30 protein-coding genes are annotated in these 25328 nt (G+C 35.8%); 1 reads left to right on the top strand and 29 read right to left on the bottom strand.

Translation table 11 applies throughout. From position 1 onward, the window contains the following. Positions 1-93 precede the first annotated feature (93 nt). The 20 genes from prfB to HNR27_RS02590 form a co-directional block, all read right to left on the bottom strand. A protein-coding gene (gene prfB, locus HNR27_RS02685) for a peptide chain release factor 2 (RefSeq protein ID WP_429338651.1) occupies positions 94-1192 on the bottom strand; the annotation gives its coding sequence in 2 pieces (ribosomal slippage) (positions 94-1128 and positions 1130-1192; 1098 coding nt in all). A gap of 177 nt (positions 1193-1369) precedes the next feature. Beyond that, on the bottom strand, positions 1370-3889 hold the full coding sequence (gene secA / locus HNR27_RS02680) for a preprotein translocase subunit SecA (protein ID WP_429338650.1): 2520 nt from the start codon (positions 3887-3889) through the stop codon (positions 1370-1372). A gap of 234 nt (positions 3890-4123) precedes the next feature. Beyond that, positions 4124-4669 carry a ribosome hibernation-promoting factor, HPF/YfiA family gene (gene hpf / locus HNR27_RS02675; protein WP_429338649.1) on the bottom strand — a complete coding sequence of 182 codons (546 nt, stop codon included), beginning with the start codon at positions 4667-4669 and terminating at the stop codon, positions 4124-4126. Between the two features lie 221 nt (positions 4670-4890). After that, complete coding sequence (fliT, locus tag HNR27_RS02670) at positions 4891-5244, bottom strand: flagellar protein FliT (RefSeq protein WP_429338648.1); 354 nt, start codon at positions 5242-5244, stop codon at positions 4891-4893. Further along, the gene (gene fliS / locus HNR27_RS02665) at positions 5244-5645 is read right to left on the bottom strand and encodes a flagellar export chaperone FliS (RefSeq protein WP_429338647.1); all 402 of its coding nucleotides are present in this window, start codon (positions 5643-5645) and stop codon (positions 5244-5246) included. Before fliS ends, fliT begins: the two co-directional genes overlap by 1 nt. Positions 5646-5675: 30 nt before the next feature. Next, a complete protein-coding gene (locus tag HNR27_RS02660) occupies positions 5676-7211 on the bottom strand; it encodes a flagellar hook-associated protein 2 (RefSeq protein ID WP_429338834.1) in 1536 nt (511 codons plus the stop codon). A gap of 20 nt (positions 7212-7231) precedes the next feature. After that, positions 7232-7585: a flagellar protein FlaG gene (gene flaG, locus HNR27_RS02655; RefSeq protein ID WP_429338646.1), complete on the bottom strand. Its 354-nt coding sequence runs from the start codon at positions 7583-7585 to the stop codon at positions 7232-7234. 77 nt (positions 7586-7662) lie between these two features. Then, positions 7663-7884, bottom strand: coding sequence for a carbon storage regulator CsrA (csrA, locus tag HNR27_RS02650; protein ID WP_212919888.1), 222 nt, complete (start codon positions 7882-7884; stop codon positions 7663-7665). A gap of 2 nt (positions 7885-7886) precedes the next feature. Then, positions 7887-8327 carry a flagellar assembly protein FliW gene (fliW, locus tag HNR27_RS02645; protein WP_429338645.1) on the bottom strand — a complete coding sequence of 147 codons (441 nt, stop codon included), beginning with the start codon at positions 8325-8327 and terminating at the stop codon, positions 7887-7889. A gap of 21 nt (positions 8328-8348) precedes the next feature. After that, positions 8349-8921 (bottom strand): DUF6470 family protein, encoded by a 573-nt coding sequence (locus HNR27_RS02640; RefSeq protein WP_429338644.1) that lies wholly within the window; start codon positions 8919-8921, stop codon positions 8349-8351. 54 nt (positions 8922-8975) lie between these two features. Continuing rightward, positions 8976-9854 (bottom strand): flagellar hook-associated protein FlgL, encoded by an 879-nt coding sequence (gene flgL, locus HNR27_RS02635; RefSeq protein WP_212919891.1) that lies wholly within the window; start codon positions 9852-9854, stop codon positions 8976-8978. 7 nt (positions 9855-9861) lie between these two features. Continuing rightward, positions 9862-11337 carry a flagellar hook-associated protein FlgK gene (flgK, locus tag HNR27_RS02630; protein ID WP_429338643.1) on the bottom strand — a complete coding sequence of 492 codons (1476 nt, stop codon included), beginning with the start codon at positions 11335-11337 and terminating at the stop codon, positions 9862-9864. Positions 11338-11368: 31 nt separating this feature from the next. Next, complete coding sequence (locus HNR27_RS02625) at positions 11369-11863, bottom strand: flagellar protein FlgN (protein ID WP_429338642.1); 495 nt, start codon at positions 11861-11863, stop codon at positions 11369-11371. Between the two features lie 16 nt (positions 11864-11879). Next, positions 11880-12143 (bottom strand): flagellar biosynthesis anti-sigma factor FlgM, encoded by a 264-nt coding sequence (gene flgM / locus HNR27_RS02620; RefSeq protein WP_212919893.1) that lies wholly within the window; start codon positions 12141-12143, stop codon positions 11880-11882. Between the two features lie 85 nt (positions 12144-12228). Beyond that, the gene (locus HNR27_RS02615) at positions 12229-12651 is read right to left on the bottom strand and encodes a TIGR03826 family flagellar region protein (protein ID WP_212919894.1); all 423 of its coding nucleotides are present in this window, start codon (positions 12649-12651) and stop codon (positions 12229-12231) included. Positions 12652-12694: 43 nt separating this feature from the next. Continuing rightward, entirely contained in the window at positions 12695-13375 is a 681-nt protein-coding gene (locus tag HNR27_RS02610) for a ComF family protein (protein WP_429338641.1), read from the bottom strand. 2 nt (positions 13376-13377) lie between these two features. Further along, positions 13378-14772 (bottom strand): ATP-dependent helicase ComFA, encoded by a 1395-nt coding sequence (locus HNR27_RS02605; RefSeq protein WP_429338640.1) that lies wholly within the window; start codon positions 14770-14772, stop codon positions 13378-13380. Between the two features lie 84 nt (positions 14773-14856). Further along, positions 14857-15699, bottom strand: coding sequence for a DegV family protein (locus HNR27_RS02600; RefSeq protein ID WP_429338639.1), 843 nt, complete (start codon positions 15697-15699; stop codon positions 14857-14859). Between the two features lie 296 nt (positions 15700-15995). Further along, on the bottom strand, positions 15996-16688 hold the full coding sequence (locus tag HNR27_RS02595) for a response regulator (protein ID WP_212919898.1): 693 nt from the start codon (positions 16686-16688) through the stop codon (positions 15996-15998). 90 nt (positions 16689-16778) lie between these two features. Further along, complete coding sequence (locus tag HNR27_RS02590) at positions 16779-17924, bottom strand: sensor histidine kinase (protein WP_212919899.1); 1146 nt, start codon at positions 17922-17924, stop codon at positions 16779-16781. Between the two features lie 198 nt (positions 17925-18122). Here HNR27_RS02590 and HNR27_RS02585 point away from each other — a divergent pair, with 198 nt between their 5' ends. Next, positions 18123-18773 (top strand): YigZ family protein, encoded by a 651-nt coding sequence (locus HNR27_RS02585; protein WP_429338638.1) that lies wholly within the window; start codon positions 18123-18125, stop codon positions 18771-18773. A gap of 86 nt (positions 18774-18859) precedes the next feature. Here the strand turns inward: HNR27_RS02585 and nagB are convergent, their stop codons facing one another. The 9 genes from nagB to HNR27_RS02540 form a co-directional block, all read right to left on the bottom strand. Continuing rightward, positions 18860-19588, bottom strand: a complete 729-nt coding sequence (nagB, locus tag HNR27_RS02580) for a glucosamine-6-phosphate deaminase (RefSeq protein ID WP_212919901.1) — start codon at positions 19586-19588, stop codon at positions 18860-18862. Between the two features lies 1 nt (position 19589). Then, complete coding sequence (gene nagA, locus HNR27_RS02575; RefSeq protein WP_429338637.1) at positions 19590-20771, bottom strand: N-acetylglucosamine-6-phosphate deacetylase; 1182 nt, start codon at positions 20769-20771, stop codon at positions 19590-19592. 106 nt (positions 20772-20877) lie between these two features. Further along, the gene (locus HNR27_RS02570) at positions 20878-21033 is read right to left on the bottom strand and encodes a hypothetical protein (RefSeq protein WP_212919903.1); all 156 of its coding nucleotides are present in this window, start codon (positions 21031-21033) and stop codon (positions 20878-20880) included. 366 nt (positions 21034-21399) lie between these two features. Further along, a complete protein-coding gene (locus HNR27_RS02565; protein ID WP_212919904.1) occupies positions 21400-21729 on the bottom strand; it encodes a helix-turn-helix domain-containing protein in 330 nt (109 codons plus the stop codon). Between the two features lie 80 nt (positions 21730-21809). Beyond that, on the bottom strand, positions 21810-21941 hold the full coding sequence (locus HNR27_RS02560) for an anti-repressor SinI family protein (protein WP_212919905.1): 132 nt from the start codon (positions 21939-21941) through the stop codon (positions 21810-21812). A gap of 195 nt (positions 21942-22136) precedes the next feature. Then, a complete protein-coding gene (locus HNR27_RS02555) occupies positions 22137-22883 on the bottom strand; it encodes a hypothetical protein (RefSeq protein WP_429338636.1) in 747 nt (248 codons plus the stop codon). A gap of 4 nt (positions 22884-22887) precedes the next feature. After that, positions 22888-23478 (bottom strand): signal peptidase I SipW, encoded by a 591-nt coding sequence (sipW, locus tag HNR27_RS02550; protein WP_212919907.1) that lies wholly within the window; start codon positions 23476-23478, stop codon positions 22888-22890. A gap of 49 nt (positions 23479-23527) precedes the next feature. Beyond that, positions 23528-24205: an amyloid fiber anchoring/assembly protein TapA gene (tapA, locus tag HNR27_RS02545; protein ID WP_429338635.1), complete on the bottom strand. Its 678-nt coding sequence runs from the start codon at positions 24203-24205 to the stop codon at positions 23528-23530. A 172-nt stretch (positions 24206-24377) separates the two neighbouring features. Continuing rightward, a complete protein-coding gene (locus tag HNR27_RS02540) occupies positions 24378-25010 on the bottom strand; it encodes a CalY family protein (protein WP_212919909.1) in 633 nt (210 codons plus the stop codon). Between the last annotated feature and the right edge of the window lie 318 nt (positions 25011-25328).

Raw genomic sequence — 25328 nt, 5'->3', positions numbered from 1 at the left:
AAGCCACAGAAATGCCACAATTTGGTTAAACATGAAGTATTATCTAGGTTCTTGGCACTTTTTGACAATTTCATTAACTTTTGAGGAGATATTTTAAAGCTGTGAACGAAGATATGCATCGATAAATGGATCTAGGTCACCATCCATCACTGCCTGTGTATTACCTACCTCTACATTTGTTCGATGGTCCTTAACCATAGAATATGGATGGAATACGTAAGAACGAATTTGGCTACCCCAACCTATTTCCTTATGCTCTCCACGTATTTCAGCTAGCTCTTGCTGTTGTTTTTCAATTTCCAGCTGATAAAGCTTTGATTTTAGCATTTTCGTTGCTGCTTCACGATTCTTTATTTGCGAGCGCTCATTCTGACAGGTCACCACAATGTTAGTTGGAATATGTGTAATACGTACTGCCGAATCAGTCGTGTTAACATGCTGTCCACCTGCACCACTAGATCGATACGTATCCACTTTAATATCCTCTGGACGGATTTCGATATCAACATCATCTGTCATCTCTGGTGTCACATCACAGGAAACAAAGGAAGTATGTCTTCTGCCAGAGGAATCAAAAGGAGAGATACGAACCAAACGGTGTACGCCCTTTTCTGCTTTTAAATAACCATAGGCATTATGTCCTTTAATCAGTAGGGTAACACTTTTTACTCCTGCCTCTTCACCTGGTAAGTAATCTAAGGTTTCGACGGTATATCCTTTATGATCCGCCCAACGTTGATACATTCGTAAGAGCATACTCGCCCAATCCTGTGATTCCGTTCCGCCTGCACCAGGATGTAATTCCAATATTGCATTATTAGCATCATATGGTTCACTTAAAAGCATTTGCAGTTCAAAGTCACTTATATCCTTTTTAAGGGCTGTGATTCCTTCTTCTAATTCTTCTGCTAGCTCAGGGTCATTTTCTTCTCTTGCAAGTTCATAGGTAACTTCTAAATCTTCATACCGATTATTAATCCCCTCAAAGCTATTCACAAAGCTTTTTAGTCCATTCGCTTCATTAATGACAGCTTGTGCTGCTTGTTGATCATCCCAAAATCCAGGAGCTGTCATATCATGCTCCAGCTCACTAATCCGAGCCTTTTTAGTATCTAAGTCAAAGAGACCCCCTAAATTCCGATATACGGTTATTTATTTTCTCTAACTCATTTTTAATTTCTGCAAACTCCATATCTTTCACCTCTATATAATATTATGATTCACTTTTTATTTTTCTCATCGTTCAAAACCAATGGGCTTTTCGAATGTCAATTAGTGAATAATGAACAGCTAAAGACATTTGAAAGACTTTTCCTTCACCTAAAAAGGTCTGACACCCAAAGGGGTCAGACCCTCCTAACTTAATTTCTTATTCGCTCTTTCCATGACAATTCTTATATTTTTTACCGCTTCCACACGGACAAGGATCATTTCGGCCAACTGTTTCCTTCTTGACATAAGGCTTTCGTTTTTGGGCTTTTTCTTCCCCACCACCTGAAACAGCTTGGGTATTTTTTGCAACAGCTTGTCGTTGCATATTTTCTCGTACTTGTGCCTTCATAATATAACGAGATACCTCGTCCTCGATGCTTTCAATCATGCTTTCAAACATGGCGAAGCCCTCAAACTGATATTCCCGTAATGGATCATTTTGTCCATAAGCGCGTAAATGAATTCCTTGACGGAGTTGATCCATTTGGTCAATATGATCCATCCACTTCGTATCAACGGTACGAAGAAGAATAACTTTTTCAAATTCACGGATATGCTCTGGAGAAATTTCCTGTTCTTTTTTATCATAGCGTTTCCGGACTTTTTCTAAAATTAGTTGTACCATTTCCTCTTGTTCTTTTCCTTGAAGATCCGAGATAGTCAGATCTTCTTGTTCAAGAAGATTACCATGGACATATTCAATGATCGCCTGTAATTCCCACTTATCTTCATCATCATCTTGTGTATGCGTATTAATTACTCGTTGTAATGAAGACTCGATCATTTTCTCAATTATTTCTCTAAGCTCATTTCCCTCTGAGTCAATAACTTCAAAGCGTTGCTTATAAATGATTTCACGTTGTTCCCTTAAAACATCGTCATAGGATAATACGTTTTTACGTGCATCATAGTTATTACCTTCAACTCGTTTTTGAGCTGATTCTACTGCTCGAGAAACAAATTTATTAATAATCGGTTGGGAATCATCCATACCCATTTTATCCATCATTGATTTCAAATTATCAGAGCCAAATCGGCGCATTAATTCATCTTCCATGGATAGATAGAATTGTGACATACCTGGGTCACCTTGACGACCTGAACGACCTCGTAGCTGATTGTCAATACGTCTTGATTCATGACGTTCTGTACCAATTACCGCAAGTCCTCCTAGCTCTTTTACACCTTCACCTAGCTTAATATCCGTACCACGACCGGCCATGTTTGTTGCAATTGTAACTGCACCTTTTTGACCTGCCTGCTCAATAATTTCGGCTTCACGATAATGATTTTTTGCGTTCAGTACATTGTGTTTAATTCCAGCTTTTTTAAGTAGCTGGGAAATTAATTCTGACGTTTCTACAGCAACTGTACCTACAAGTACAGGTTGACCTAATTTATGACGTTCTTTAATTTCTTCTACAACGGCAGTAAATTTACCATTCATCGTACTGTAAATCTTATCTGGATGGTCCTCACGAGCAACTGGTCTATTGGTCGGTATGGCAACCACATTCATATTATAAATTGCCCGGAATTCCTCTTCCTCAGTTTTTGCAGTACCAGTCATACCGGCAAGTTTTTTATACATTCTGAAATAGTTCTGGAATGTAATAGAAGCAAGTGTCATGCTTTCATTTTGAATTTTCAAGCCTTCCTTAGCCTCAATTGCTTGATGTAGACCATCACTATATCGACGGCCCTTCATCAAGCGACCGGTAAATTGGTCTACAATAACTACTTCGCCATCCTCAACGACATAATCTGTATCACGATGCATAGCAACATGAGCACGTAACGCCTGACCAATATGATGTGTTAATGTCACATGATCTAAATCAAATAAGTTCTCTACATTAAAATATTGCTCTGCTTTGTTGATTCCCTCTTCAGTAAGCTGAGTTCCTTTCGTTTTCTCATCATACGTATAATCTACTTCTCGCTTCAATGTTGTAACGAAGGAATTTGCCTGAGTATATAATGAAGCTGACTTTTGCGCTGATCCGGAAATAATTAATGGTGTTCTCGCCTCATCAATTAAGATAGAGTCAACTTCATCGATAATGGCAAAATTTAAAGGACGTTGAACCATTTGTTCCTTATAAAGGACCATATTATCTCGTAAATAGTCAAAGCCAAATTCGTTGTTTGTACCATAGGTTATATCAGCAAGGTAAGCTTCCCGTTTTTCTTCCTTGGTCGAGCCATTTGTATTCAAACCAACAGTTAATCCTAAATATTCAAATAACTGACCCATTTCCCTAGAGTCACGCTCTGCTAAATATTCGTTCACCGTTATAATATGAACGCCTTCACCTGAAATAGCATTTAAGTATGCTGGCATTGTAGAGGCTAATGTCTTACCCTCACCGGTTTTCATTTCTGAAATATTTCCTTCGTGAAGTACAATTGCACCCATTAATTGCGCCGGGAATGGCCGCATACCAAGTACTCTCTTAGATGCCTCACGAACAACGGCATAAGCTTCTACCAATAAGTCATCAAGACTTTCTCCGTTCGAGTATCGTATTTTAAATTCCTCAGTTTTCTGTTTTAGTTGTTCATTCGTTAGTTTTTCAATATCTGGCTCCAATGATTCGATTTGGTCAACCATACCTTGAAGTCGATTTAATTGTTTTTTATTACCATCAAATAATTTTTTAAGAATTCCTGCCATATGTTACGCTCCTCAATCCTTTAGTGGAACATGAATAATTGTTATTCGTACTAAACTGTTCACTAAACAAATTCATGAAACTCTTTCTACCATTTTTTACTTTTTTACATATATTAAATAATAACACTACTTAATTCGATATGCCAATATCAGATATATGCTATAAGTCTTGATTCCATGTAGGTTTACAATTCAAAGGCGACCTCATAAAAGAGATCGCCATAGATGGTGTTATTAATTATTTGGTTCAATCAAGCCATATCTACCATCTTTACGTCGGTATACAACATTCGTATCCCCTGACGTAGCGTTTTGGAATACATAGAACGCATGCCCTAGCATATCCATTTGTAATACAGCTTCTTCTGAATCCATTGGCTTTAAGTCAAAACGTTTTGTTCTTACAATTTCTATATCATCAGCTTCGTCAAAATCATTTCCTTCAACTTGTAGGTCCTCTATCCCTTTAGGAATTCCATTCTGACGAAATTTGCGATTTACTTTTGTTTTATATTTCCTAATCTGCCGTTCAAGCTTATCCACAACTAAATCAATTGCTGCATATAAATCAGTGTGCTCTTCCTCAGCTCTTAATAGAAGGCTAGTCATTGGTATCGTTACTTCGATACGCTGTTTTTCATTATAGACACTTAAATTCACATGTACATCAGAGGTAGGTTTACTCTCAAAATACTTATCTAGCTTACCAATCTTTTTTTCTACGTAATCCCTAATTGCCTCGGTAACCTTTAGATTCTCACCACGAATGTTGAATTTCATAAAGTGTCCTCCTTTTCTATCTTTATATATATTATACTATGTTTCCCTGCAAAATTCCTGCTTAAACGTTTATATTTTGTAAATACTTAGAAGAATATTCATAAAAGCTTCAATCAAGACATGTTTCGTCCCATAACTCATTATTTTTGTTGTGTAAATTAAAAATGTCTCTATAAGAGATATTCCCCTATAAAGACATTTTTATATCTACTATATATCTATTATTTCTTCTTATCCATAAACATACCGTCTATGGTATGAATATTTTCATATGGATTAATATATTTACGATTAGATTGCTTTTGTTTTTTTACTTGCTTCATTTCATCTTTTATTTCTGCAAAAATAGATTCCATTTTTCTTTCAATTACTTGATTAATAGATAATAGTTTTCTCCCGAGCTCCAGCTCTTCTTTTGTAAATGGTTCAGAAGCGTGCTCCATATATGTACCTCTTTCAAGCAATAGAGTGTTTATTTGATCAATAACCTCTTGTCGCATATTGGCAGAGATGTCACCTTCAAGTATCCTCTGTATTTTTATTGTAATATCATAAATTGGTTGAACTCGATTCATTATACATGCTCGCCTTGTGTATATTGCATTTGTCTCGTCTTTTGAATAACCTGTTTCCAAGTATCCCTGAATTCTACAACAAAGCCTTGAATCTCTTCTAAAATCGCGACATCATTCTTGATATTTGCTTCCATTAGACGGTGGTACATATAATCGTATAAAGGCAAAATTTGCTGTGAAATATCTACCTCTTGGTCTAGCGTAAGCATTAATTCTTGGATAATTGCTTGTGCCTTTTGGATATTGGTATTTTTTGCTTCCATATTTTTGTCTTGTATATCCTTCTGAGCATGCTTGATAAATTTTAAACAGCCGTTATAAAGCATAAGGGTCAATTCCCCGCCAGTTGCAGTATTAACTGCATTATTCTGGTATGCCTGAAATGGTTTATTAATAGCCATTTGGTAAAACTCCTTTATCATTTATTGGATTTACATTCCACCGCCAAATTGGGAAAGTAACTGAGACGATTGATTGTTTAAACGCGCAATAGCTTGTTCCATTGCACTGAATTGTCTCCAATATCGACTCTCAATCCGTAATAAACGATCCTCAAAATCAGATATTCTAGTATTAAGATCCTTGATACTCTTTCCTAAGGTATAATTTTCAAGTGTACTCGTAGTTTTACCGGCACGTTCTTCGATTTTTTTCATTGTTGATTCGATGGAATCTTCTAATCGATTAATTAATCCACGGCTCTTATCATTTTTATCCTCCGTATTATTAGAGAATAACTTATAAACTCCCTCAGGGTCATTTCTTAAAGCTTCTTTCAGTTTCTCCTCGTCAATTACAAGCTTTCCACCATTCATATAATCGGCTGATGTTTTTATACCTACTTGCGTAATCGAAGTGATTTCCCCACCTGTTTCAATCTTGGAGAACCATGATTGTCGCATATCAAAGAGACCAGAAGATAAAATTGAATCACCACGTAGAATTCCACTTTTTGCTTTTTCTTCCCATAGCTGGATTTCCCTATCTTCCATTCCCTTTTTCTGAAGATCTGTTAATGGCTTATAGTCTCGATATCTTTCTTCTGTTTGTGTCTTATTGATCATTTCAACTATTTCGTTATATTTGTCAACAAAATTCTTGATGGCGTCAAATGCGGCATCGACATCATTGCTGACTGTTAAATTCACGTTTTGACCGTTGGTAACATTTTTAAATTCAAACGTTATTTCTCCTAATTTATAACTATTAGATTTTGAAGTAAGGGTGAGACCATTATAAACAAACTCAGCGTCTTCTCCACCCTTCTCCTGGTCAACTTTAAGCCCTAATACATCTGTAAAAAAGCTATTAGAAGTATTATCAAATCCGATTTCAGCCCCACCAAATTCTGTAGTAGTATTGTTGTTTCCCGTTTTGGTAGATTCTAAAATAATTCGACCTGAAGTATTATCATATAAAGCTCTTACATCACCATCGGCAGAAATTTTCTTTAACACATTATTTAACGAATCGCCCTCAGCAATTGAAAATTTATGTGTTTGCTTTTCTCCCTTTTCATTCCATGTATAAAATTCGTAATCTCCAGGAGCAAAAGCATCACCATTCACAAGATTAGCTTTCTGCTCACTTAATGGCTTACTCGGATCAAACGTTTCCCCAGGCTTAACGATACTGCTTTCACTAGAATTGATTGCTGCTGTAGCTAGCTTGTTTACCTGAATACTGTAAGTCCCATTAGAAGCACTAGAATTAGCCGTAGCTGTAACTGCATTCTCCATAGAAGAGCTAACAAATTTTGGCTTATATGTACTACTCATTTTCATGTTTAAAAACATATTAGTATCCATGTCATACATTTTTTGATAGATTTCTCTAAATCCATCACGTTGCCACTCTAAAAGGGTACGACTCTGCTGCATTCGGTCAAGAGGCAGTCTTTCCGCTGACATTAATTTTTCTATTAACTCATCTGTATTTATACCGGACGCTAATCCACCTACACGCATTACCAATTTAACTCACCTCTTTAAATCTTTTTATCAATCAAAAAACCCATATAGTCTGCCATAGCTGCATACATATCCAACATTTTCTTAGGAGGTATTTCTTTAATTACCTCATTTGTAATTGGATTCACTATCGCAACATAATACTCATGAAGCTCCTCATGAAATTGGAATTTTAGATTTGTTTCTAATGGTTCAATAAAGTCATTCATTTTTTTTATGGCCGTTTCCACCTTTGAAACGGTTACTTCTTTTGGATTACCTTCTTGTATTTGGTATGAATCTTGCACAACAGTTCTATTCTCTGTTAGTAATCTATCGCTGTTGCTGTTTTGCAAGGTCTCTATTCCAACTGAAAACGAATCAACTCGCATCCAATTCACCCCTTACAAACATTTTTTTTTATTATCGGCATAAAAACCAAAAAGTTTAGTGATAGATATGGTCTACTCTATCCATTTTTCTTTAGTATTTTTAATAAATCGAAAGGCATATTTGCGGCTTCATTATTTTGATTTTGAATATCTTGATAAATTTCCTTACGATAAATCTCTACTGACTTTGGGGCATTAATTCCAAGTTTAATTTGATCTCCTTCTATTGCCAGCACTTTTATTTCTATTTCATCCCCTACTTGGATTGCTTCATCGAGTTTACGTGTAAGTACTAGCATCACTATACCCCTTTCCCAACAGTAGGTTTGATCGAAGCCTTACTTGGATATACATCCGTGTTAAGTATATATTGTTTACCAAGCATTTTCTTTTGATTAATGACTAGAGGTGCTTTTAAATTGATTGTACTTGTCTCAAATGGATCCTTCAGTGTAACAATACTTACTATTAAAACATCGTTCACACTTTTAATTTGTAGTGACTCTAATGTCCCCTCATCTAGTTCAAAAGAATAGTCCTGATAAAAATGGTATGGATTTGTTACAACGAAAGCTAATGGAACTGTATTTACTGATTGTAAAAACTGAAAGACTGAATTTCCTGGTATATCTAACAGCACAAATTCGGACTGTTCCAAAAATCCAGGTATTCCTCCTGGAAAGTGAATAATCATTTCATCATCAATTGTAACTTCACCTAAGTATTTCGTTTGTATGTTCATATCTGTCACCCTAACATATAATTATTTTTCTTCCGGAAACAGATTAATAAAGTCTATCTCTAAGCTCTGATATTGCGCCATAGATATATCAACAGAACCTGGGACATAAGTGACTTCCGGTTTGTTTGATTGAGCATGAATAATCGGCTTTTTAGGTTGTATATCTATCTCAACATTAGATGGTTGATAATGAGTTTTTACTGAAAACGGAGATGGTACAAACTTAATTCCTAATTCCCGCATCGGCTCATATGCATTTTGGAACGACTGACTTATTAAAGGTTTACCCTTGTTTTCAATTTTCATAAGTTCCGTACCTTGGGAAGACCTTCTGCCTATTCCCTCTAAAACAGCCTGTTTTCCATCCTGGGCATATTTTTCATTTAACCGTTCCACAGATAGTAAATTCATTTCTTCCCATGCCCGTGTTTGATCAATGGTTAATTTCGCTGGGATAGTCCTCATCGAAATTTCTGCATGTGGCTGCTGAATGGATAAATCTGCTTTTGGTTGTCTAATCGCTTGTCTGGCTGGTTGAGAAACCATATAGATTTTTGCCATTTGAGATTGCATTCGAATTTGAGGTAGCTCCATCCCAATCCCCCTCTAAAGAAAAATCCCTGAACCCTAATTCGGGCCAGGGTCAAATTAACGTAGAAAATCTAATAATGTTGGCTGAATAATTCGTGATCCAGCTGATAATGCTGCACGATGGATACTTTCTTGGGTAATCAATTGTGTAATTACCTTTTCATAATCGATGTCTTCATTTTTAGACATCATATCTGTAGCAGAAATCTCCTGTGAATCTAAACGGTTTTCTATTAAGTCTAGACGATTCATTCTTGCACCAAGATCCGCACGAGCGTTTAGGACATTATTAATATTCCCATCAATTGCATCGATACTTGCTTGAATAGCGCTTTGATCGTCAGAATCTAAAGCACCAAGTAGATCATCGATATTGTTAAAAAGATTACTACTAGGTCCAAAAATATTTTCTGCATTGACATTTGCCTGAATTTGTATTCCTGAAGAAACTTCAATATTCACAGGACTTTGATTGAAGCCTGTTATGTTATCTGGATCAGTAATTGGTGGTGTGTCTGTTTGTGTTCCATTAAATATATATCTATCATTTACCTTCGTGTTAGCGATATCAACTAAATGTTGTTTTAATTGCTCGATTTCTTCTTTTATATTTTTTCTTTCCGTTTCATCGTATGTGTCGTTACTTGCTTGAACTGTAAGCTCTCTAATACGTTGAAGCGCTTTAGTAGCTTGGTCAAGTGCATCATCTGTATTATCCATCCAATTATGCACTTCACTTGTATTACGCTTATATTGTTCTACTTGTAATACCTGGCTTCGATAATCCATCCCTTTAACTGCAACTACTGGGTCATCTGATGGACGGTTAATTTTTTTGCCTGTTGTAAGCTGGTCCATATATGTACCTAGGTTTTTGTAGCTATTCGATAGATTAGTTAGCATGCTATTTGATAACATAGACTGTGTTACACGCATCTACATCCTACCTCCCAACAATTCCCATACTGTTTATAATTTTATCAAGAATCTCATCCATTGCAGTCATGCTTCTTGCAGCCGCATTATATGCATGTTGAAATCTAATCATGTTCGTCATCTCTTCATCTAGTGAAACAGAGCTAACTGACATACGCTGTACCTCAACCTGTGACTTTAATACTTCAGTATTTGCAGCCATTCTATTTGCTTCTTGTGCGGCAACTCCAAGCCTTCCAATTAATCCCTCGAAAAAGTCTTTAATGGAAGTGTTATCGAGACCGCCTAGTTTATTTTCAAATACATTAGCTAAATTCAATGCATTTTTACCATTACCTTTTGCATTTGCATCATCACTAGCGGCAATTAAATTTGGATTATCAACTATAGCTGAAGAGACCACCATATTACCTTGACTATCAAATTCAAAAAACACTTGACCTGGATCTCCATTGAAATCAAAGCCTAATGTATGAACTCTATTAAATTCGTCTACAAATTCTCTTGCCAGTTTATTCATATCTTCTTGTACATTTGCAAAAGAAACTTCCTGATTTCCATAGACTTTTAATAAAGAACTTAATGAACCATTAGTAGAAGAGGCTACAAAGTTTTCATTATAATTACCAGCTACACCAATTTTAATCTGGTTCACATCTGTAGCAGTATCATCTAAATAAAACTGTTTATAACTAGGGTCATCTAATGGACTTATCAAATCTACAGTTGTTCCATCATCATTCACTAATGTAATCTTAGCTAGTCCACCAGCAATATCTAGCGAGCTCTCAGCACTTTTTACTCGTTCTACCTTTATATTTACAATCCCTGAAAGTTTATCAATCAACATATCACGTTCATCGTACAAATCATTAGGAAGTAAACCATGAGGTTCCACTCTTTTAATTTGTTCATTCAAGTCATTAATGCGCCTTAAAATTGAGTTTGCATCGTCAATGGTTACATCGATTTGCTTTCGAGTATCTGATTGCATCTTTTCAAGATTATTTCTTATATAATTGAATGTATCTGCTACAGCTTGCCCCCGCTGAACAACTACTGATCTAGTTGCACTACTATCTGGGTTTACTCCTAAATCTTGAAGAGATTGCCAAAGCTTATCCATCGTATTGGCTAATCCACTATTAGATGGTTCATTAAGTAAACTTTCCATACGATAAAGGGAATCAGCCATGGTTTGCCAGTAGCCATTCTTACTATTCTCCGCGCGAAATTGTAAATCTAGAAAACTATCACGAATACGTTCCACTGTTCCAGCCTGAACACCTTGACCAATTTGTCCGGGTATTTGTGGACGATTACGTGATCCCGCAGGGTATGCTGGTAAAGTTTCAAAATTAACACGCTGTCTAGTATACCCTTCCGTATTTGCATTTGAAATATTATGACCAGTTGTATATAGTGCAGATTGTTGGGCAAATAGCGCTTGCTTCGCCATTTCTAAACCATGGAATGTACTCATTGATTATCTCCTTCTCAAAACGTCTTATCATTTATGCCTTCGAATCGAAAAGAGAACGATTCGCTGATGATTTGTCCATATCTGTTTTATTACTGTAGTTAATATTTGCTAAGGACGGACTTAATAAATCAATAGAAAGCTGAACAAATTGCATGGATTGCTGAATTAATGCAACATTTAACTGTTCTTGTTGTTTTAAGTTGATGAGTGCCTCTGCTAAACGTACTGCACTTGCTTCAAGTGCTTGCTGTTCTCCCTCATCTTGTAAATGCTGTAACATAGTAGTAATAGTAGTATCATCTAGTGACAGCCCATTATCGATAAACCACTTTTCTACTTCTTTTTCCCGCGCTGCTTCTGCCTTTTCTAGTTGCTGAACAAGTTTACGCTCTTTGACTAAATGTGACTGTAGTTTGTCAACTTCACCATTTTTTACTATCGTTGTTTTTTCCAATGAAAACTGGATTAATTGTTGATGAATTTCCACCAACTGTTCTAGCTTATCTATAATCGAATTTACGGACACGAGTGCCGTCCTCCTCCTAATATCTTGACCAAAAATCAATCATTTTCTGTGCTGTTTTTTCGTAATTAATTTCATATTCACCAGTTTCAATACGGTTCTTAATTTCCTGTACATAAGCATCTCGCTTCGCATTGGATTTCGTATTCTCTTGTAGCTTTAATGCCTGTGACGAGATTTCTAATTGGTCCTGCTGCTTTAGTGCTTTTTTATATTCCGCTTGTTTTTGAATTTGGTTTTTATATGGATTAAAATTTGCTTGATTTGGACCATTAATTTTCATGAGATCACCTCTATTTCAAACAAAAATTTCTATTCGTACATCGTTCTATAATTAATATCGACAGGTTTTCACTTTTCTGTAGCATTTATCTACGATGTTTATCAATTGCGTAATAAATTTCTTTTTTGGACTCAACCTCTTTATTTCGTGCGTTTACTTTTTCAATTTCCTTTAGCATAGTTAAATCCTGCTGAATTTCATTTGCACAGTTTCCACAAAGTTTACCAGTTACAATAGTAGATCCACATTTTTCACATGGATACCCTAATTTTGGGAACATTGATGTACGGAGGCGGCGTTCCTTAATGAACTTTGTAATAAGCGTTTCCTCTACACCAGTTGCCTCAACCACTTCCATTAATGTGGCTTCTCTATTTTTCTGTTGCTTTAAAAAAGCATATACGATTTGAAAATCGGCTTCTTCCTTTTTATAACAATCTTGGCATACGTCTCGTAAATGTTTCACAAAAACCTTTCCACATCGTGAGCAATTTGCTAAATCCGCCATTTTCGCTTCTCCTCTTTAACAAATTAATTGATAACATGAATTCTTACCCTCGTACTAATGTATACGAAAACACCCTTGGACAGCCATTCATTTGTAATAGCTTAGCTGCGTGGCGTAATGTCGTACCTGTTGTATATATATCATCGACAAGAATAGCATATTTGTTTAGATTTTGTTGGATAGAAAACGGATTCTTTGAAATTATCCGCTCTTGTCGTGTCTTTTTTGACTGTTTCTCCCCGTGAACTCTTGTTAAAATATCTACTTTAGGAATTTGCAGGAAGTCAGCGAGCATTTCAGCTTGATTGAAACATCGCTCTTCTAATCTTTCTCTACTTAGAGGGATTGGGACTACTACCGCATTCTTAAGATGACTAAATTTTTTAAAAAACTCTTGTTTAAATGTCTCATTGAAGATGTTTCCTAGTTCGTAATCACCACGATATTTCCACTTGGCAATGATTTTTTTGATATGTTCATTATACTGGAAAATAGAATAATTAAATTCAAGTACATCATTACCCTGATAATACTTTTCCCATTTGGTACAATCCTCACATACTTCGATATTGGCTATTCTACTACATTTTCTACAACGTTTTCCATTAATTTTTTCAAGATTGCTTGCACATGTATCACATAGATTACGAGGTACAGATGGAATTAGTATATTCAACCAATTTACATCTAAGATTATCGCTTCATGACACCAAAGACAATTCATAATCAAAATCCCCCTCTCCTGTTCATCATTTCAATAGAACGAACAGCACTAGCCATAGCTTCCGTTTTGCCATCATGAAGGAAAATTACTTCTCCAGTAGGGTCAGCGGAACTTCTTCCTGCCCTACCAGCAATCTGTACTAGTGCAGCTTCATCAAAAACAGTATGTCCGGCATCCACAATAATGACATCTACGGATGGAAATGTAACGCCTCTTTCTAATATTGTCGTTGTCACAAGAAGGTCAATTTCTCTAGAACGGAATTGATTAATCTTTTCAATACGTAAAGGATCTTCCGAATGAACAGATGTTATCGAAATAAAACCTAGTTGTTGAAATTCCTCGTGCTTTTCCGCAAAAGCATTCGCTAATGAAATGGTTGGAACAAAAATAAGCACCTGGCGGTTAGGATTCGCCCTTAACGTTAACCATTCTTTCAATATTTCTGGTATCTGGTTTTGTTTTAAATCTTTTTTTAGGGAAAAACATAACCTAAGCTTTGGGACTGGCAATGGCTTCCCATGGTATCGAACGGGTACAAATATATGTGGTAATCTGTGGAAGGCTACTTTCATCTGAAGATTTTTTCGTGGAGTTGCAGTTAGATATATCGTTGTACTTTTTTCTTTTTTTGCCCGGTTAACAGCGAATAGAAGCGTAGAATCATGATGATAGGGAAAAGCATCTACCTCGTCGATAATCATGATATCAAATGTCTTAACGTATCGTAAAAGTTGATGGGTAGTGGCTATAATTACTGGTGCTGACCCCGCTCTTTCATCACTTCCAGCAAATAAGGCCTGAACAGGCACCTCTTGAAATGCAGCCTGAACCCGTGGCTTTAATTCCCGAACTACATCTGCCCTAGGTGTTGCAATACAAATTCTTTTTCCTTGTTTTAGACCTGCTTCAATCCCATGAAACAGCATCTCTGTTTTTCCAGATCCACAAACTGCCCATATGAGGAGTTCCTTCTCAAGATGATTAACGGCTTGTACAATACGCTTGGAGGCTTCTAGTTGGTATTTTGATAAGGTCCCCCTCCAAGTTAAAGGAGAACCGAAAACGGGCCAGATGGGCTCTTTGCCTATCCAATAATAAAGTGGCTCACATTCTAGCACTCTACCCATCTCGATACAATTACGACAATAGGAATGTATTTTATTACAGCCTGCACAGGGAATTTTTCCAAATAGGTGGGATTGACGATTGCCACAACGAAGACATTCTTGATAAAAAAGAGCACGTTTGATAGAAGGAATTTTCGTGAAGTTTTCCTGCAATAGTGGAGTATTAAGAGGAAGCTCTTTCGCAAGTAACAGTTTACCAGCATATTCATATAAAACCTTTGAATCTAACCTTGATGGAATATATGGGATATTATTCGGTGGGGACATTATCTCACTCACTTTCCAAAATAATAGTTGACTGCCAGGTTTTTAAACTGACAGTCAAACAGAATAATAATAAATTATAATTGCTTATTTATAGTACCAACAAACTCCGATTGCACCTTCCCCAACATGGGTACCAATAACCGGACCAAAATAACTAATTAATGCTTCTGTATCTGGATATTTTTGCAGAAATTCATCTCGTAGATCCAACGCATCTTGTTCATGGTTAGCATGTACAAAAACTACCTTTGCAATCTTGCCTTCTCTAGCATCTTCCTCCAGCATACCCATAACTCGATTAATAGCTTTTTTGCGCGTGCGAATTTTTTCAAAAGGAACAATCACTTTATCTACAAAATGAAGAACAGGCTTTACTTGCAGAAGACTTCCTATAATTGCCTGTGCACCGTTCAGTCTTCCTCCACGATGAAGATTAGTTAAATCATCCACAACAAAATAACCATGCATCGTCTTTTTAATTTCATTTAGACGTTCCATTATCTCTTCAGGTGATTTGTTTTCCTTTGCCATTTCAGCAGCCTCTAGCGCATAAAACCCTTGTGCCATACAGCTTATTTCGGAATCAAACGCAAAGACCTTGATTCCCTCAACCATATCCCCTGCACTAACTACTGCTTGATATGTTCCACTAATACCACTCGATAAATGAATGGATACTACTGCATCGAATTCTTTACTTAGTTCCTCTAATTTTTCCGTAATTAGTCCGATAGCAGGCTGTGAAGTCGTCGGAAGCTCTTTCACATTTTTAATTTTTTGGTAGAATTCCTCTGTTGTAATGTCGACTTCCTCTTGATAGGTTTCGTCCTCAAAGTTAACACTAAGAGGAATCATATGTATTCCATAAGCGTTCCGCATATCCACCGGGATATACGCCGTGCTGTCTGTCATTACAGCAACCTTCATGAATACCTTCCTTTCTCTATTTATTTAACTGTTGATTCAAGCATGCTTCTTTATATTTTACATGAATGTTATAAAAAATGCACCCTCCTAAGTGGGAAAGTCTTATCGTTAAGTATAATTACACAACATTAAGCAATCTCCCATTCCCCTATATTGGAAGGGTATTATAACATTGGTGGAAAAATCAATTGAAAAATAAACGCTAACATAAAGACCACCTTTACAATAAAATAGAGGCAAGAATCAGTCCCTCCTATTCCTGGTGAGGTACAAGATTCTTGCCTCTATTTATGTGCTTATAGTACTTCAACCCACCCTTTACGTATAGCGGAAACGACCGCTTGTGTGCGATCATTTACATTCATCTTTTGTAAAATATTGCTCACATGGTTCTTAACCGTTTTTTCACTTATGTAAAGAGCTTCTGCCACGGCACGGTTACTTTTTCCATCTGCTAAGAGTTGTAGCACTTCACATTCACGCTTCGTTAGCAAATGCAGTGGACGATGGTATTCAACACGGCTTCCTCCACCAACTGTAATTGCTTCTTTTGCAAGTCGTCGGTATTCCTGAACTAGATTATGTGTAACTTTAGGATGAAGATATGAACCACCTTCACTTACAACCTTGATAGCCTCAATAAGTGAATTAGAATCCATTTCTTTTAATAAATAGCCTTGAGCACCTGTCTTTAATGCATGGGTTACATAGCTTTCATCATCATGAATCGATAAAATAATAACCTTTGATTTTGGGAAATTACGAACTAACTCTGCTGTTGCCTGTACACCATTCATATTCGGCATATTTATATCCATTAGTACAACATCAGGATTATATTCCTTAACTAGCTGTGAAGCCATAATGCCGTCGTCACCTTCTGCAACTACATTGAAGGATGGCTCAAATTCCAAAATACGTTTAACCCCTTCACGAAAAAGCTTATGATCATCAATTAGTACAATCGATATGGTAGTATCCAAATTCATGACAATTCCTCCCCAATACGTAATATCTTAATCTATATCTATTTCCCCTATTACGTTCAAATGATAGACCGACTTTCTCTCTCTATTATATTAAACAAGTGCCCGCTTATGGGGAACTTGGATAATGATCTTCGTTCCTTTTCCGATAGCAGAGTCTATTTCCATCACGCCATCGAACATTTCAACACGCTCGCGCATCCCCATCAATCCAAACGACTTATCTCGTTTAATCGTAGGATCAAAGCCTTTTCCATTATCCTGAATGATTAAATTTAAATTTCGTGTACAAATTTCTATCTTTACACTAATTAATGTTGCTTCTGCATGTTTGATTGCATTTTGAATCGCTTCTTGAGCTAATCTAAAAAATGCAATCTCGTACTTTTGATTTAATCTTTTAACCTCACCGATAGATTTAAAATCTATTTTAACATTATTGTACTCAGCTGTTGTCGAAATATATTTTTTAATAGTTGGTATAAGCCCCAAATCATCTAACGCCATTGGTCTTAAATCATAGATAATACGTCTAACCTCATATAGAGAGCCACGTACCATCTTACGAACATTTTTGATTTCCTCTAGTGCATCTTCTGGACTGCCTTCACGGAAAGTACGATCAACTAGTTCAGACCTCAGTAATATATTGGCTAGCATTTGCGCAGGACCATCATGAATTTCTCTGGAAATACGTTTTCTTTCCTCTTCCTGAGCTTCGATTATTTTCAATCCAAATTCTTGCTTTTCTTTGGCTTCTTCAATCATTTCATTTACTTGTCTAAAGTCATCTGTTAAGTAAGTTAATATTACTGCTATTTTATTTGCAAGGTTCTCCGCGCGTCTAATCGTATGTTCTAAATTCTGTAGTCTTCTTTCAAGTTCATCTCGTTTAGTACGCAATATTCTCTCTTCTTGCCTAAGCACTGCTAGTTTAGTTTGTAGCTCATGAGTAGATTCATAGACTTCCCGTATCTCATCTTCCGTGTAGCGATCAAAGTATTTACTGACCTCAGATAAACGTCTTCTTGAATAGCGAACATTATGTTCAAGCTTGTCACCGTCTTCAATATACTGTAGCACTTTCGCCTTTGTATATTCTAGCTCACGTAGCAATTGTTCATGTTCGGAACGAGCTTCTTCACTAATATTAAATATTTCGTCTTTACTATTCTCAACAACGTCAACCATTTCATCAAGTATGTAATCTAAATCTTTTTCCCTAGTTTTCACTACCATTAGCACTCACCAACCTATGGTATAATTATACGTGCTCAATCTTTATTTTTATAGGGTTTTAAAGAAATATTTCCTAAAAATTCTTCATTTGATACTATTTTATCAATATTTGTTAGTTACTTCTACCCATTATTTACTTTACTCAAACCTTCTTTTTACTTATTATATACTAAAACAATCTCTAGAGGGGGAAAAGCCATGTTATCTAGCTATTTTACAGTCAATCAAGATTCCGGCTCCCATGAAATAGTCATTCAAAAGTCTAGGTTCATTGGCACTATCAAGCGAGTTGAATCGGAAACCGAAGCACAGCAATTTATTCAAGGTATGAAAAAGAAATACCATGATGCTACTCATAATTGTTCGGCATATATTATTGGTGAACATGATCAAATCCAAAAAGCAAATGACGATGGTGAGCCAAGTGGAACAGCTGGAGTACCTATTCTAGAGGTTCTAAAAAAGCAACATCTTAAAGACACAGCTGTAGTTATCACACGATATTTTGGAGGAATTAAGCTTGGTGCTGGTGGACTAATACGCGCCTATGGAAGCTCAACAACTGAAGCCTTAAAGGCGGTTGGAATTGTCAAGCGCCAATTAATGAAAGGTTTTTCTGTGACAGTAGACTATTCTCTTTTAGGAAAATTTGAAAATGAACTAAGAAATTCTGAACATATAGTAGAAACCATAAACTACTTAGAGAACGTTGAATTTATCGTTTATGTAGAAGCTGGTACCGAAAACAATTTCGAAGAGTGGATCATCAACCTCTCAAATGCGAAAGCAACCGTTCTACCATTAGAAGTAAAATATATCGAAATTCCAGTAGAAAGTACAAAAGAATAGAGAGTAGAATAAAAAATAATCGAAAGCAGCCATCTTCTATACTTAGAAAAAACTGGCAACCGTACGGTGCCAGTTTTCCCAACATGCTAATTTAATTTAGAAAGTGCTGCCTCATCAGCAATAATCGTAACATCTTGATGTTTTTGTAATATCGAAGCTGGAAAATCTTCGGATACTTCACCATTCACCAATCTTGCTATGGCATCCGCCTTATTCTCACCAGAAACTAACAAGACTATTTTCTTGCTTTCCATAATCGTTTCAATGCCTGTAGTAATAGCTTGTGTTGGTACCTCATCCATGGATGCAAAAAATCGAGCATTCGCACTTCGAGTAGATTCATCTAGCTCAACAATATGAGTACGACTTGTAAATGGTGTACCAGGTTCATTAAATCCAATATGACCATTAAGCCCTATTCCAAGAATTTGCAAATCAATCGACCCATGAGAACGTATTAACTCCTCATAGGAAGCACATTCTTCTTCTAATTTAGCAGCAACCCCATTCGGTACAAATGTGTTTTCTTTGCTAATATCGATATGATTGAAGAGCTTTTCATCCATAAAATATCGGTAACTATTTGGATCATTGGCAGCTAGACCAACATATTCATCCAAATTAAAGGTTGTCACATTCTGAAAAGAGACTTGTTTATCTTTATTGTTCTCAATCAAGCATTGGTAAAGTCCTTCCGGTGTAGAGCCTGTAGCAAGTCCTAGTACTGGCTTTTCCAATTCTTTTACTGTTTTCACGACTATCTCACTAGCCTTTTTACTCATTTCCTGGTAGTCTTTCACAGAGATAATATTCATTTTATTCCTCTCCTTCATACGCAATTGTTCCACGACACAATGTATATTTTATAGTAAATTGATCGTCTACAACTAATAAATCGGCATCTTTTCCAATTTTTATACTACCTTTTCTATCAAAGACACCTATTTGTTTAGCGGGATTCATACTAGCCATGGCTATAACATCCTCAAACAATACGCCATCAAGTTTTAACATTTGCTTTACGCCATTACCCATTTTCAAAATGCTACCTGCTAGAGTTCCATCTTCCAGAACAGCTCGAATCCCATCTACGAAAACATTTTGGCCACCAAGATCATAGTTCCCTGCCTGTAGACATTTAGCACGCATCGCATCAGTAATTAAAATTAAACGTTCACTACCTACATTTTCATAAATTAGTTGAAGCATTTCAGGTGCAACATGAATACCATCCGCAATTAATTCTGCACGTAGCTCCTCTAATAGAAAAGCTGCACCAACAACTCCAATATCACGATGATGTATTCCTGACATAGCATTACATAAATGAGTAACTTGTCGAACTCCGCGTGATACTGCTTCTTTCATGCCAGCAAAATCTGTTCCCGTATGACCAGCAGATACATTTACTCCTGCATCCGCTAAATGACGAATAAAAGAGCCATCCTCATCATGCTCAGGTGCCATCGTAATAGTCTTTATTTTATTATTGGAAAGTGCTTGCCACCTCTCGAAAAGGTCAATATCTGGTTTTTTAATATGCTCTATTGGTTGAGCACCTTTTTTACTTGGCTCAATAAATGGGCCTTCCAGGTGCACCCCAATAATATCAGCAAAACCATCCTTATTTCGGTAACTTGCAACATTCCGAAGGGCACGTTCAATATTCTCAGTAGACTGTGTAATCGTAGTTGCCAAGAAACTAGTTGTACCCTCTTTCGGTAGAACCTTCGCTATCTGATCCAGCGCTTCTTCCGTAGCATCCATAACATCGGAACCATTTGCTCCATGGATATGACCATCAATAAATCCGGGGACAACATTTAATCCTTGTCCATCAAGAATTTTAAATCGACTAGGGTAGCTCTCTGGTTTTTCTTTATCAGTAAAAATTTTCGAAATTCTACCTTCTTCGATCATTAAACCGCCATTTTCTATCATCCTGTCTTCTGCATATATTGTTACATTTTTAATATAAAGTGATAGTTGATTATTCATTGATGTAAGTTCACTTCCCTAACTATTTTATATAATTTCAAGTTAGCACAAGGAAATTTTTATGTAAAGAATTAGAGGGTGTCCAAAATGTACCCTCCTCCAATAATCAATTCGCAATATGTTTGTTTTTCGTAATAATATTTTGGTCGTTTATTTCCTTTATAAGCGTTTGAATTAACTCATCAGATGAGCGAATCTTATTTTTTTCAGTATCATCAATTACCCTTTTCATCATATTTTTAAATAACTCACGTTCAACCATTTAATTACCGCCTTGATTTAGTATTTGGTTTGTACAGCCTATCATATCATAATTTTTAAAATTTGCATTTTTAAAATCACATTACAAGTTTATATCGCTCATTATTACTTAGACAATGATATATAGTGAACCTGCTATATTATTATATTCGTTGTTATACATCCCCAAAAGGAGGCGTTAATTTGATATTAGCTTAGAATATATCCATTTGTAGTAGCATATGTCGTAAGGAAACAAAACGATTCGATTTCCAATTGAGTGATGTAATAACCTCTAGAAAAACTGTTTATTGCTTGTCCATAAAATATGAATTCGTATTTCTTCATTACTTTTTTCTGGCAGTAAAAAACCGTAGTCTCCTACGGTCTAGTTTCGTTGTTCATTTCTCCATTTATTAAATTCAAGATATTCTTTAAATTGCTCCTTTGATACACCTGATTCCATAGCTTCCTTCACTATTTGAAGCCATTCCCCATCTAATTCTTCTAGTCCTTCATTTGCATCGGCATTAACAAGTTCATTAACAGAGACACCTAATACAAAACTAATCTTCTCAATAAACTGGATCGATGGATTGGATTGGAGGTTTCGTTCAATAGAACTTAAGTAGGACTTTGCAACATTTGCTTTCTCTGCTAATTCCGAAATAGACATCTTGCGTTCCTGCCGTAATAGTTTTATTTTTTCACCGATCAAGTTGTCTCACCTCTTTCAAGCGAATTATATCACAAACAGGTGAGCAGTTCTATATAAAGGACACTTTTGCTACTAAAGTATTATGTATGCTGTCTTGCCTCAAGAAGGAAAAGGCGTATTTCCTCAATCGACATCCCAAGTTTCTTCGCTTCTATAATTAAAGCTACCCATTCGTAATCAAGTTCAGTCTTACTTACTGTTTTATTCAACATTACGCCCCCATTCCTAATATACACTAATTTCAACCACTAGCTCTCTTTCTCCATATAGTATGTCTATTTCTTTATGGAATTTATTTCAAGTATAATTATACTAAATATCTAAGACACTTTGTGTGTCTTGTTTTGTCAAAACGAAACTAGTTTTGTAGGAGAAAAGTACTAATATTATCGAAAATAATAATATGTTCATTTTCGTATCCATTTTATATTTTTGTTAGTAGTTGTTTGTTTAGCCAATAGTATAATTAGTGCACCAGTAATGATTAATGTTACGCCAATAAATAAGAAATTGAATAAGCTTGTAGCAGTACTAGGAAGGGTGGAACCACCTTGGGAATTACTCCCACTATCAATAATCCCTTCTACCACTTCTTCATCCTTTTCACTAGAGTTTTCATTTTTAGGGTTTTCTTCTTTATTATTCTCTTCTGGATTTTCACCTCCAGGATTTGAGGTTATATCTTCAGCAATAAACAAAAAGCTGAAGTTCGAACCTAATCCTTGATAGTCATTACCCAAATGTTCGGGGAATCGTATGGTTATAGCTAAGTCTTCTTCACCGTTTCTATATAATTTTCTTTCAGGTAGCATATCAAAATCTGACAACTTACCATTGTAGATAACTATATTTGCATCCTTTATCTCTAATAATAGTTCATTAAAAAGTTTATCTATGCCTTTATTTTGGACTTTCATAGTATAGGTAAAATCTCTCTTACCTACATTTTTGACTGTGATACTTCTTGGCGCCCAATCTCCAGGCTTCATATTTGATACATCAAATAAAGCTTCTTTATGTGAGATCTCAATATCTATCTCTTTAACTGAATTAGCAAAGGTAGTAATAGTAGTTAAACTTAACATAACAAGAATGGTAAAAAAAATTAGAATTAATTTTTTCAGATTCAATCTCTCCTTTACTTTCTGATACATCTCCCTATACTTTGGATGCTAATTCCTCTTTATTTGTTTTATCTTTTGGATTCCCATACGTATTAAGTGATGCCAATGTCCTCCAAATAGAAATAATCGAAAAAAGAAATATAACAATACCCGGGATTAATAATAAGAACGCGCCATTTTTTGACTGCGCAAAGTTAGTGAAATATCCAGCAAATGGTATGGTGATACCCGTATATTCAGCAACTACGTTCTCTGAAAGAATAGGATTAATATCTGCTGTATTATTATTATCTCCTTTCGTTCGATATAAAACTTTATCACCACTATGAATAACCTCTATGATTCTATGTGTTATTAATTTTCCATTACTTTCCTTATAAGTAATGACATCATTCTCCTTAAAACGGGTCATATCCCCTCCAGGTTTAACTGCAATGATAGATCCTGTTTGAATCCCTGGCTCCATGGATCCCGAGAGTACCGTTTTTAATTGATATCCAAAAATCTGTGGTTCCCCACCTGAAAGTTTTGTTACCAATACCATACTTCCCACTATTACTAATAGTAAAAAAAGCATTCCAGTCAGTATATTGTTAAACCATTTAAAGACTTTCTTCTTATTCATTTTCTCCACCATCCTGAGCATATTCTTTCTTTAATCTGTCCGTAGATTTTCAACTGCCATCATTATTTATATCTGTTTCCACTTTAGATTTTTCTTGTTGCTCATTATCTATTCCTTCAGATTCTTGAAGTTTGTCTTGCCCATCTACATTTGAATCTTCTATATTGGAGGAGTCAGATTCACTCTCCTTATTTTCACCCTCATCCTTGTTAGGTTCCTCTGAAGTTTTCTTTCTTCCATTACTACAATCCACTGTTGTACTCTTACTTGTTATATATCCCGACGTCTTATTTCCAGTCGTAAAATAGTAAGTCCCAGATTCACTAGTCACAAATCGTAAATTTATCTTTTCACCCTTTGCTAAAGGTGGGACTGTACCAGTTTCAACTGCAGAGCCTCCTGCTGTTGAATAGACTTCATACTTAATTTCATCCTTTAAATTCTCTTTTCCGTTGTTTTTCAAGGTAACAGATACAGTTGCAGGACATGTTTTAATATTTTGTTCTCCAGTAGGGAGAAATACTAAGCCAGATAAGTCTGGTTCAACACTCCATGTTCCTGATGAAACGGTATGATTAACATTTCTAGTAGTTGTAAAATACGCAGAAGTGCTTTCACTAATCTCCCCAATAATGTAAACAAATAAATAAAAGCAAAGTACAACTTTTACAACTAAAAATAAATGATTGTTCTTTTTTCTATCTCTTCTTATTCGTGTACTTTTCAAGAATAGCTCCGCCTTCCTCAATAATGATATCTATAGATAATTTATATGCATTTACAAACACAGAAGAATTTTCATGCTTGAAAATACATATAAAAGAAGGGAGAAAAGAGATCTTCTCCCTTTTAGCTAATTAAATTTACACTAGGTGAATATAGAATCTATTAAACCAGTACTATCTCAGTTCACCTTCTGTTTGATGGGCATTGAATGTCCAGGTAAGTTGTAGGGCATCACCTTGGAATTCATTTTGGTCTTTCCCATTATCTACAAATTCAAAAGCTACAAACATTTGATCACTATCACCTGCTTGTAAGCCACTATCTTCGCCACCTAAACCTAGTAACCAAGTCCAGAAGCTATTTAAATTCTCAACTGCATCTGGAGTCATATTTTGCAGATCGTACAAAGTAGTTTCCGAAATTACATCATTATAATCCCCAATAACCCATCCATCACCGGTTTTGTCTGCATTTTCAAGAAATAATACTTTAATATGTTTACCAAAATCATCTTGGTTATCTCCTTTTGCATCATCAACAGTATATGAAGTTGATAAATCAATGGAGGAGATATCTAACGACCCATTGTTAATTAATTCGAATGCACGAACAACAGTATCTCCTGGCTTTAAGTTATCGACATTAACAATAGTTGTCGGATCAACACTTAAATCTAATGTACCTGCAGCAAACGTATTGTTCGTTTCTTCAGCATCACTAAAGTACGCAAAAGTTCCTCCAGCAATTAATGCAAGCCCTAATCCTGCTGTTGCTAAACTCATACCTAATTTCTTCTTGATTTCCATTTCTCCTATTCCTCCCCAAAAAAATAGATGTAACGCTCTGCACTTTTAAATCTGCGCATATTTAAAAGTGCCCTGAAGGCTAATTCTCTATAAACTATGTATTCTGCTATGATCAGACGAAATATCTTCGTTTTTGCTAAAAAGGCTTTCTATTCGTTGTTTCGTTCATTTAACCTTCATTACCTATGTATCTAACTAGTTAAACACAAATGTACTAAGAGCATGTGTTGTTCTTCATTAAGAACAACACATTTGAAGTATAGGGTATTTGAACTAGAAAGAAAAACCTCAAAATCGCTCATTTTTTCGTTATTAAGA

The organism is Ornithinibacillus bavariensis, assembly GCF_050433565.1.
Classification (GTDB): domain Bacteria; phylum Bacillota; class Bacilli; order Bacillales; family Amphibacillaceae; genus Ornithinibacillus; species Ornithinibacillus bavariensis.
The sequence above is the reverse complement of the archived record's forward strand: the minus strand, read 5'-3'. Positions and strand labels throughout refer to the sequence as shown.

Excerpts from the sequence above, each read along its gene's own strand:
- HNR27_RS02610 (WP_429338641.1), bottom strand. The coding sequence starts at position 13,375 with ATGAATTGTCTTTGGTGTCATGAAGCGATAATCTTAGATGTAAATTGG.
- HNR27_RS02600 (WP_429338639.1), bottom strand. The coding sequence starts at position 15,699 with ATGAAGGTTGCTGTAATGACAGACAGCACGGCGTATATCCCGGTGGAT.
- HNR27_RS02615 (WP_212919894.1), bottom strand. The coding sequence starts at position 12,651 with ATGGCGGATTTAGCAAATTGCTCACGATGTGGAAAGGTTTTTGTGAAA.
- nagA (WP_429338637.1), bottom strand. The coding sequence starts at position 20,771 with ATGAATAATCAACTATCACTTTATATTAAAAATGTAACAATATATGCA.
- HNR27_RS02605 (WP_429338640.1), bottom strand. The coding sequence starts at position 14,772 with ATGTCCCCACCGAATAATATCCCATATATTCCATCAAGGTTAGATTCA.
- HNR27_RS02560 (WP_212919905.1), bottom strand. The coding sequence starts at position 21,941 with ATGTTGAATAAAACAGTAAGTAAGACTGAACTTGATTACGAATGGGTA.
- HNR27_RS02595 (WP_212919898.1), bottom strand. The coding sequence starts at position 16,688 with ATGAATTTGGATACTACCATATCGATTGTACTAATTGATGATCATAAG.
- flgM (WP_212919893.1), bottom strand. The coding sequence starts at position 12,143 with ATGAAAATTAATGGTCCAAATCAAGCAAATTTTAATCCATATAAAAAC.
- HNR27_RS02590 (WP_212919899.1), bottom strand. The coding sequence starts at position 17,924 with ATGGTAGTGAAAACTAGGGAAAAAGATTTAGATTACATACTTGATGAA.
- HNR27_RS02570 (WP_212919903.1), bottom strand. The coding sequence starts at position 21,033 with ATGGTTGAACGTGAGTTATTTAAAAATATGATGAAAAGGGTAATTGAT.
- csrA (WP_212919888.1), bottom strand. The coding sequence starts at position 7,884 with ATGCTAGTACTTACACGTAAACTCGATGAAGCAATCCAAGTAGGGGAT.
- sipW (WP_212919907.1), bottom strand. The coding sequence starts at position 23,478 with ATGAATAAGAAGAAAGTCTTTAAATGGTTTAACAATATACTGACTGGA.
- flaG (WP_429338646.1), bottom strand. The coding sequence starts at position 7,585 with ATGCGAGTTGATTCGTTTTCAGTTGGAATAGAGACCTTGCAAAACAGC.
- fliS (WP_429338647.1), bottom strand. The coding sequence starts at position 5,645 with ATGGCTATTAATAAACCATTTCAGGCATACCAGAATAATGCAGTTAAT.
- HNR27_RS02540 (WP_212919909.1), bottom strand. The coding sequence starts at position 25,010 with ATGGAAATCAAGAAGAAATTAGGTATGAGTTTAGCAACAGCAGGATTA.
- flgL (WP_212919891.1), bottom strand. The coding sequence starts at position 9,854 with ATGCGTGTAACACAGTCTATGTTATCAAATAGCATGCTAACTAATCTA.
- hpf (WP_429338649.1), bottom strand. The coding sequence starts at position 4,669 with ATGAAATTCAACATTCGTGGTGAGAATCTAAAGGTTACCGAGGCAATT.
- HNR27_RS02640 (WP_429338644.1), bottom strand. The coding sequence starts at position 8,921 with ATGGAGCTACCTCAAATTCGAATGCAATCTCAAATGGCAAAAATCTAT.
- HNR27_RS02585 (WP_429338638.1), top strand. The coding sequence starts at position 18,123 with ATGTTATCTAGCTATTTTACAGTCAATCAAGATTCCGGCTCCCATGAA.
- flgK (WP_429338643.1), bottom strand. The coding sequence starts at position 11,337 with ATGAGTACATTCCATGGTTTAGAAATGGCGAAGCAAGCGCTATTTGCC.
- fliT (WP_429338648.1), bottom strand. The coding sequence starts at position 5,244 with ATGAATCGAGTTCAACCAATTTATGATATTACAATAAAAATACAGAGG.
- fliW (WP_429338645.1), bottom strand. The coding sequence starts at position 8,327 with ATGAACATACAAACGAAATACTTAGGTGAAGTTACAATTGATGATGAA.
- HNR27_RS02660 (WP_429338834.1), bottom strand. The coding sequence starts at position 7,211 with ATGCGTGTAGGTGGATTAGCGTCCGGTATAAATACAGATGAGTTAATA.
- HNR27_RS02555 (WP_429338636.1), bottom strand. The coding sequence starts at position 22,883 with ATGTATCAGAAAGTAAAGGAGAGATTGAATCTGAAAAAATTAATTCTA.
- nagB (WP_212919901.1), bottom strand. The coding sequence starts at position 19,588 with ATGAATATTATCTCTGTGAAAGACTACCAGGAAATGAGTAAAAAGGCT.
- secA (WP_429338650.1), bottom strand. The coding sequence starts at position 3,889 with ATGGCAGGAATTCTTAAAAAATTATTTGATGGTAATAAAAAACAATTA.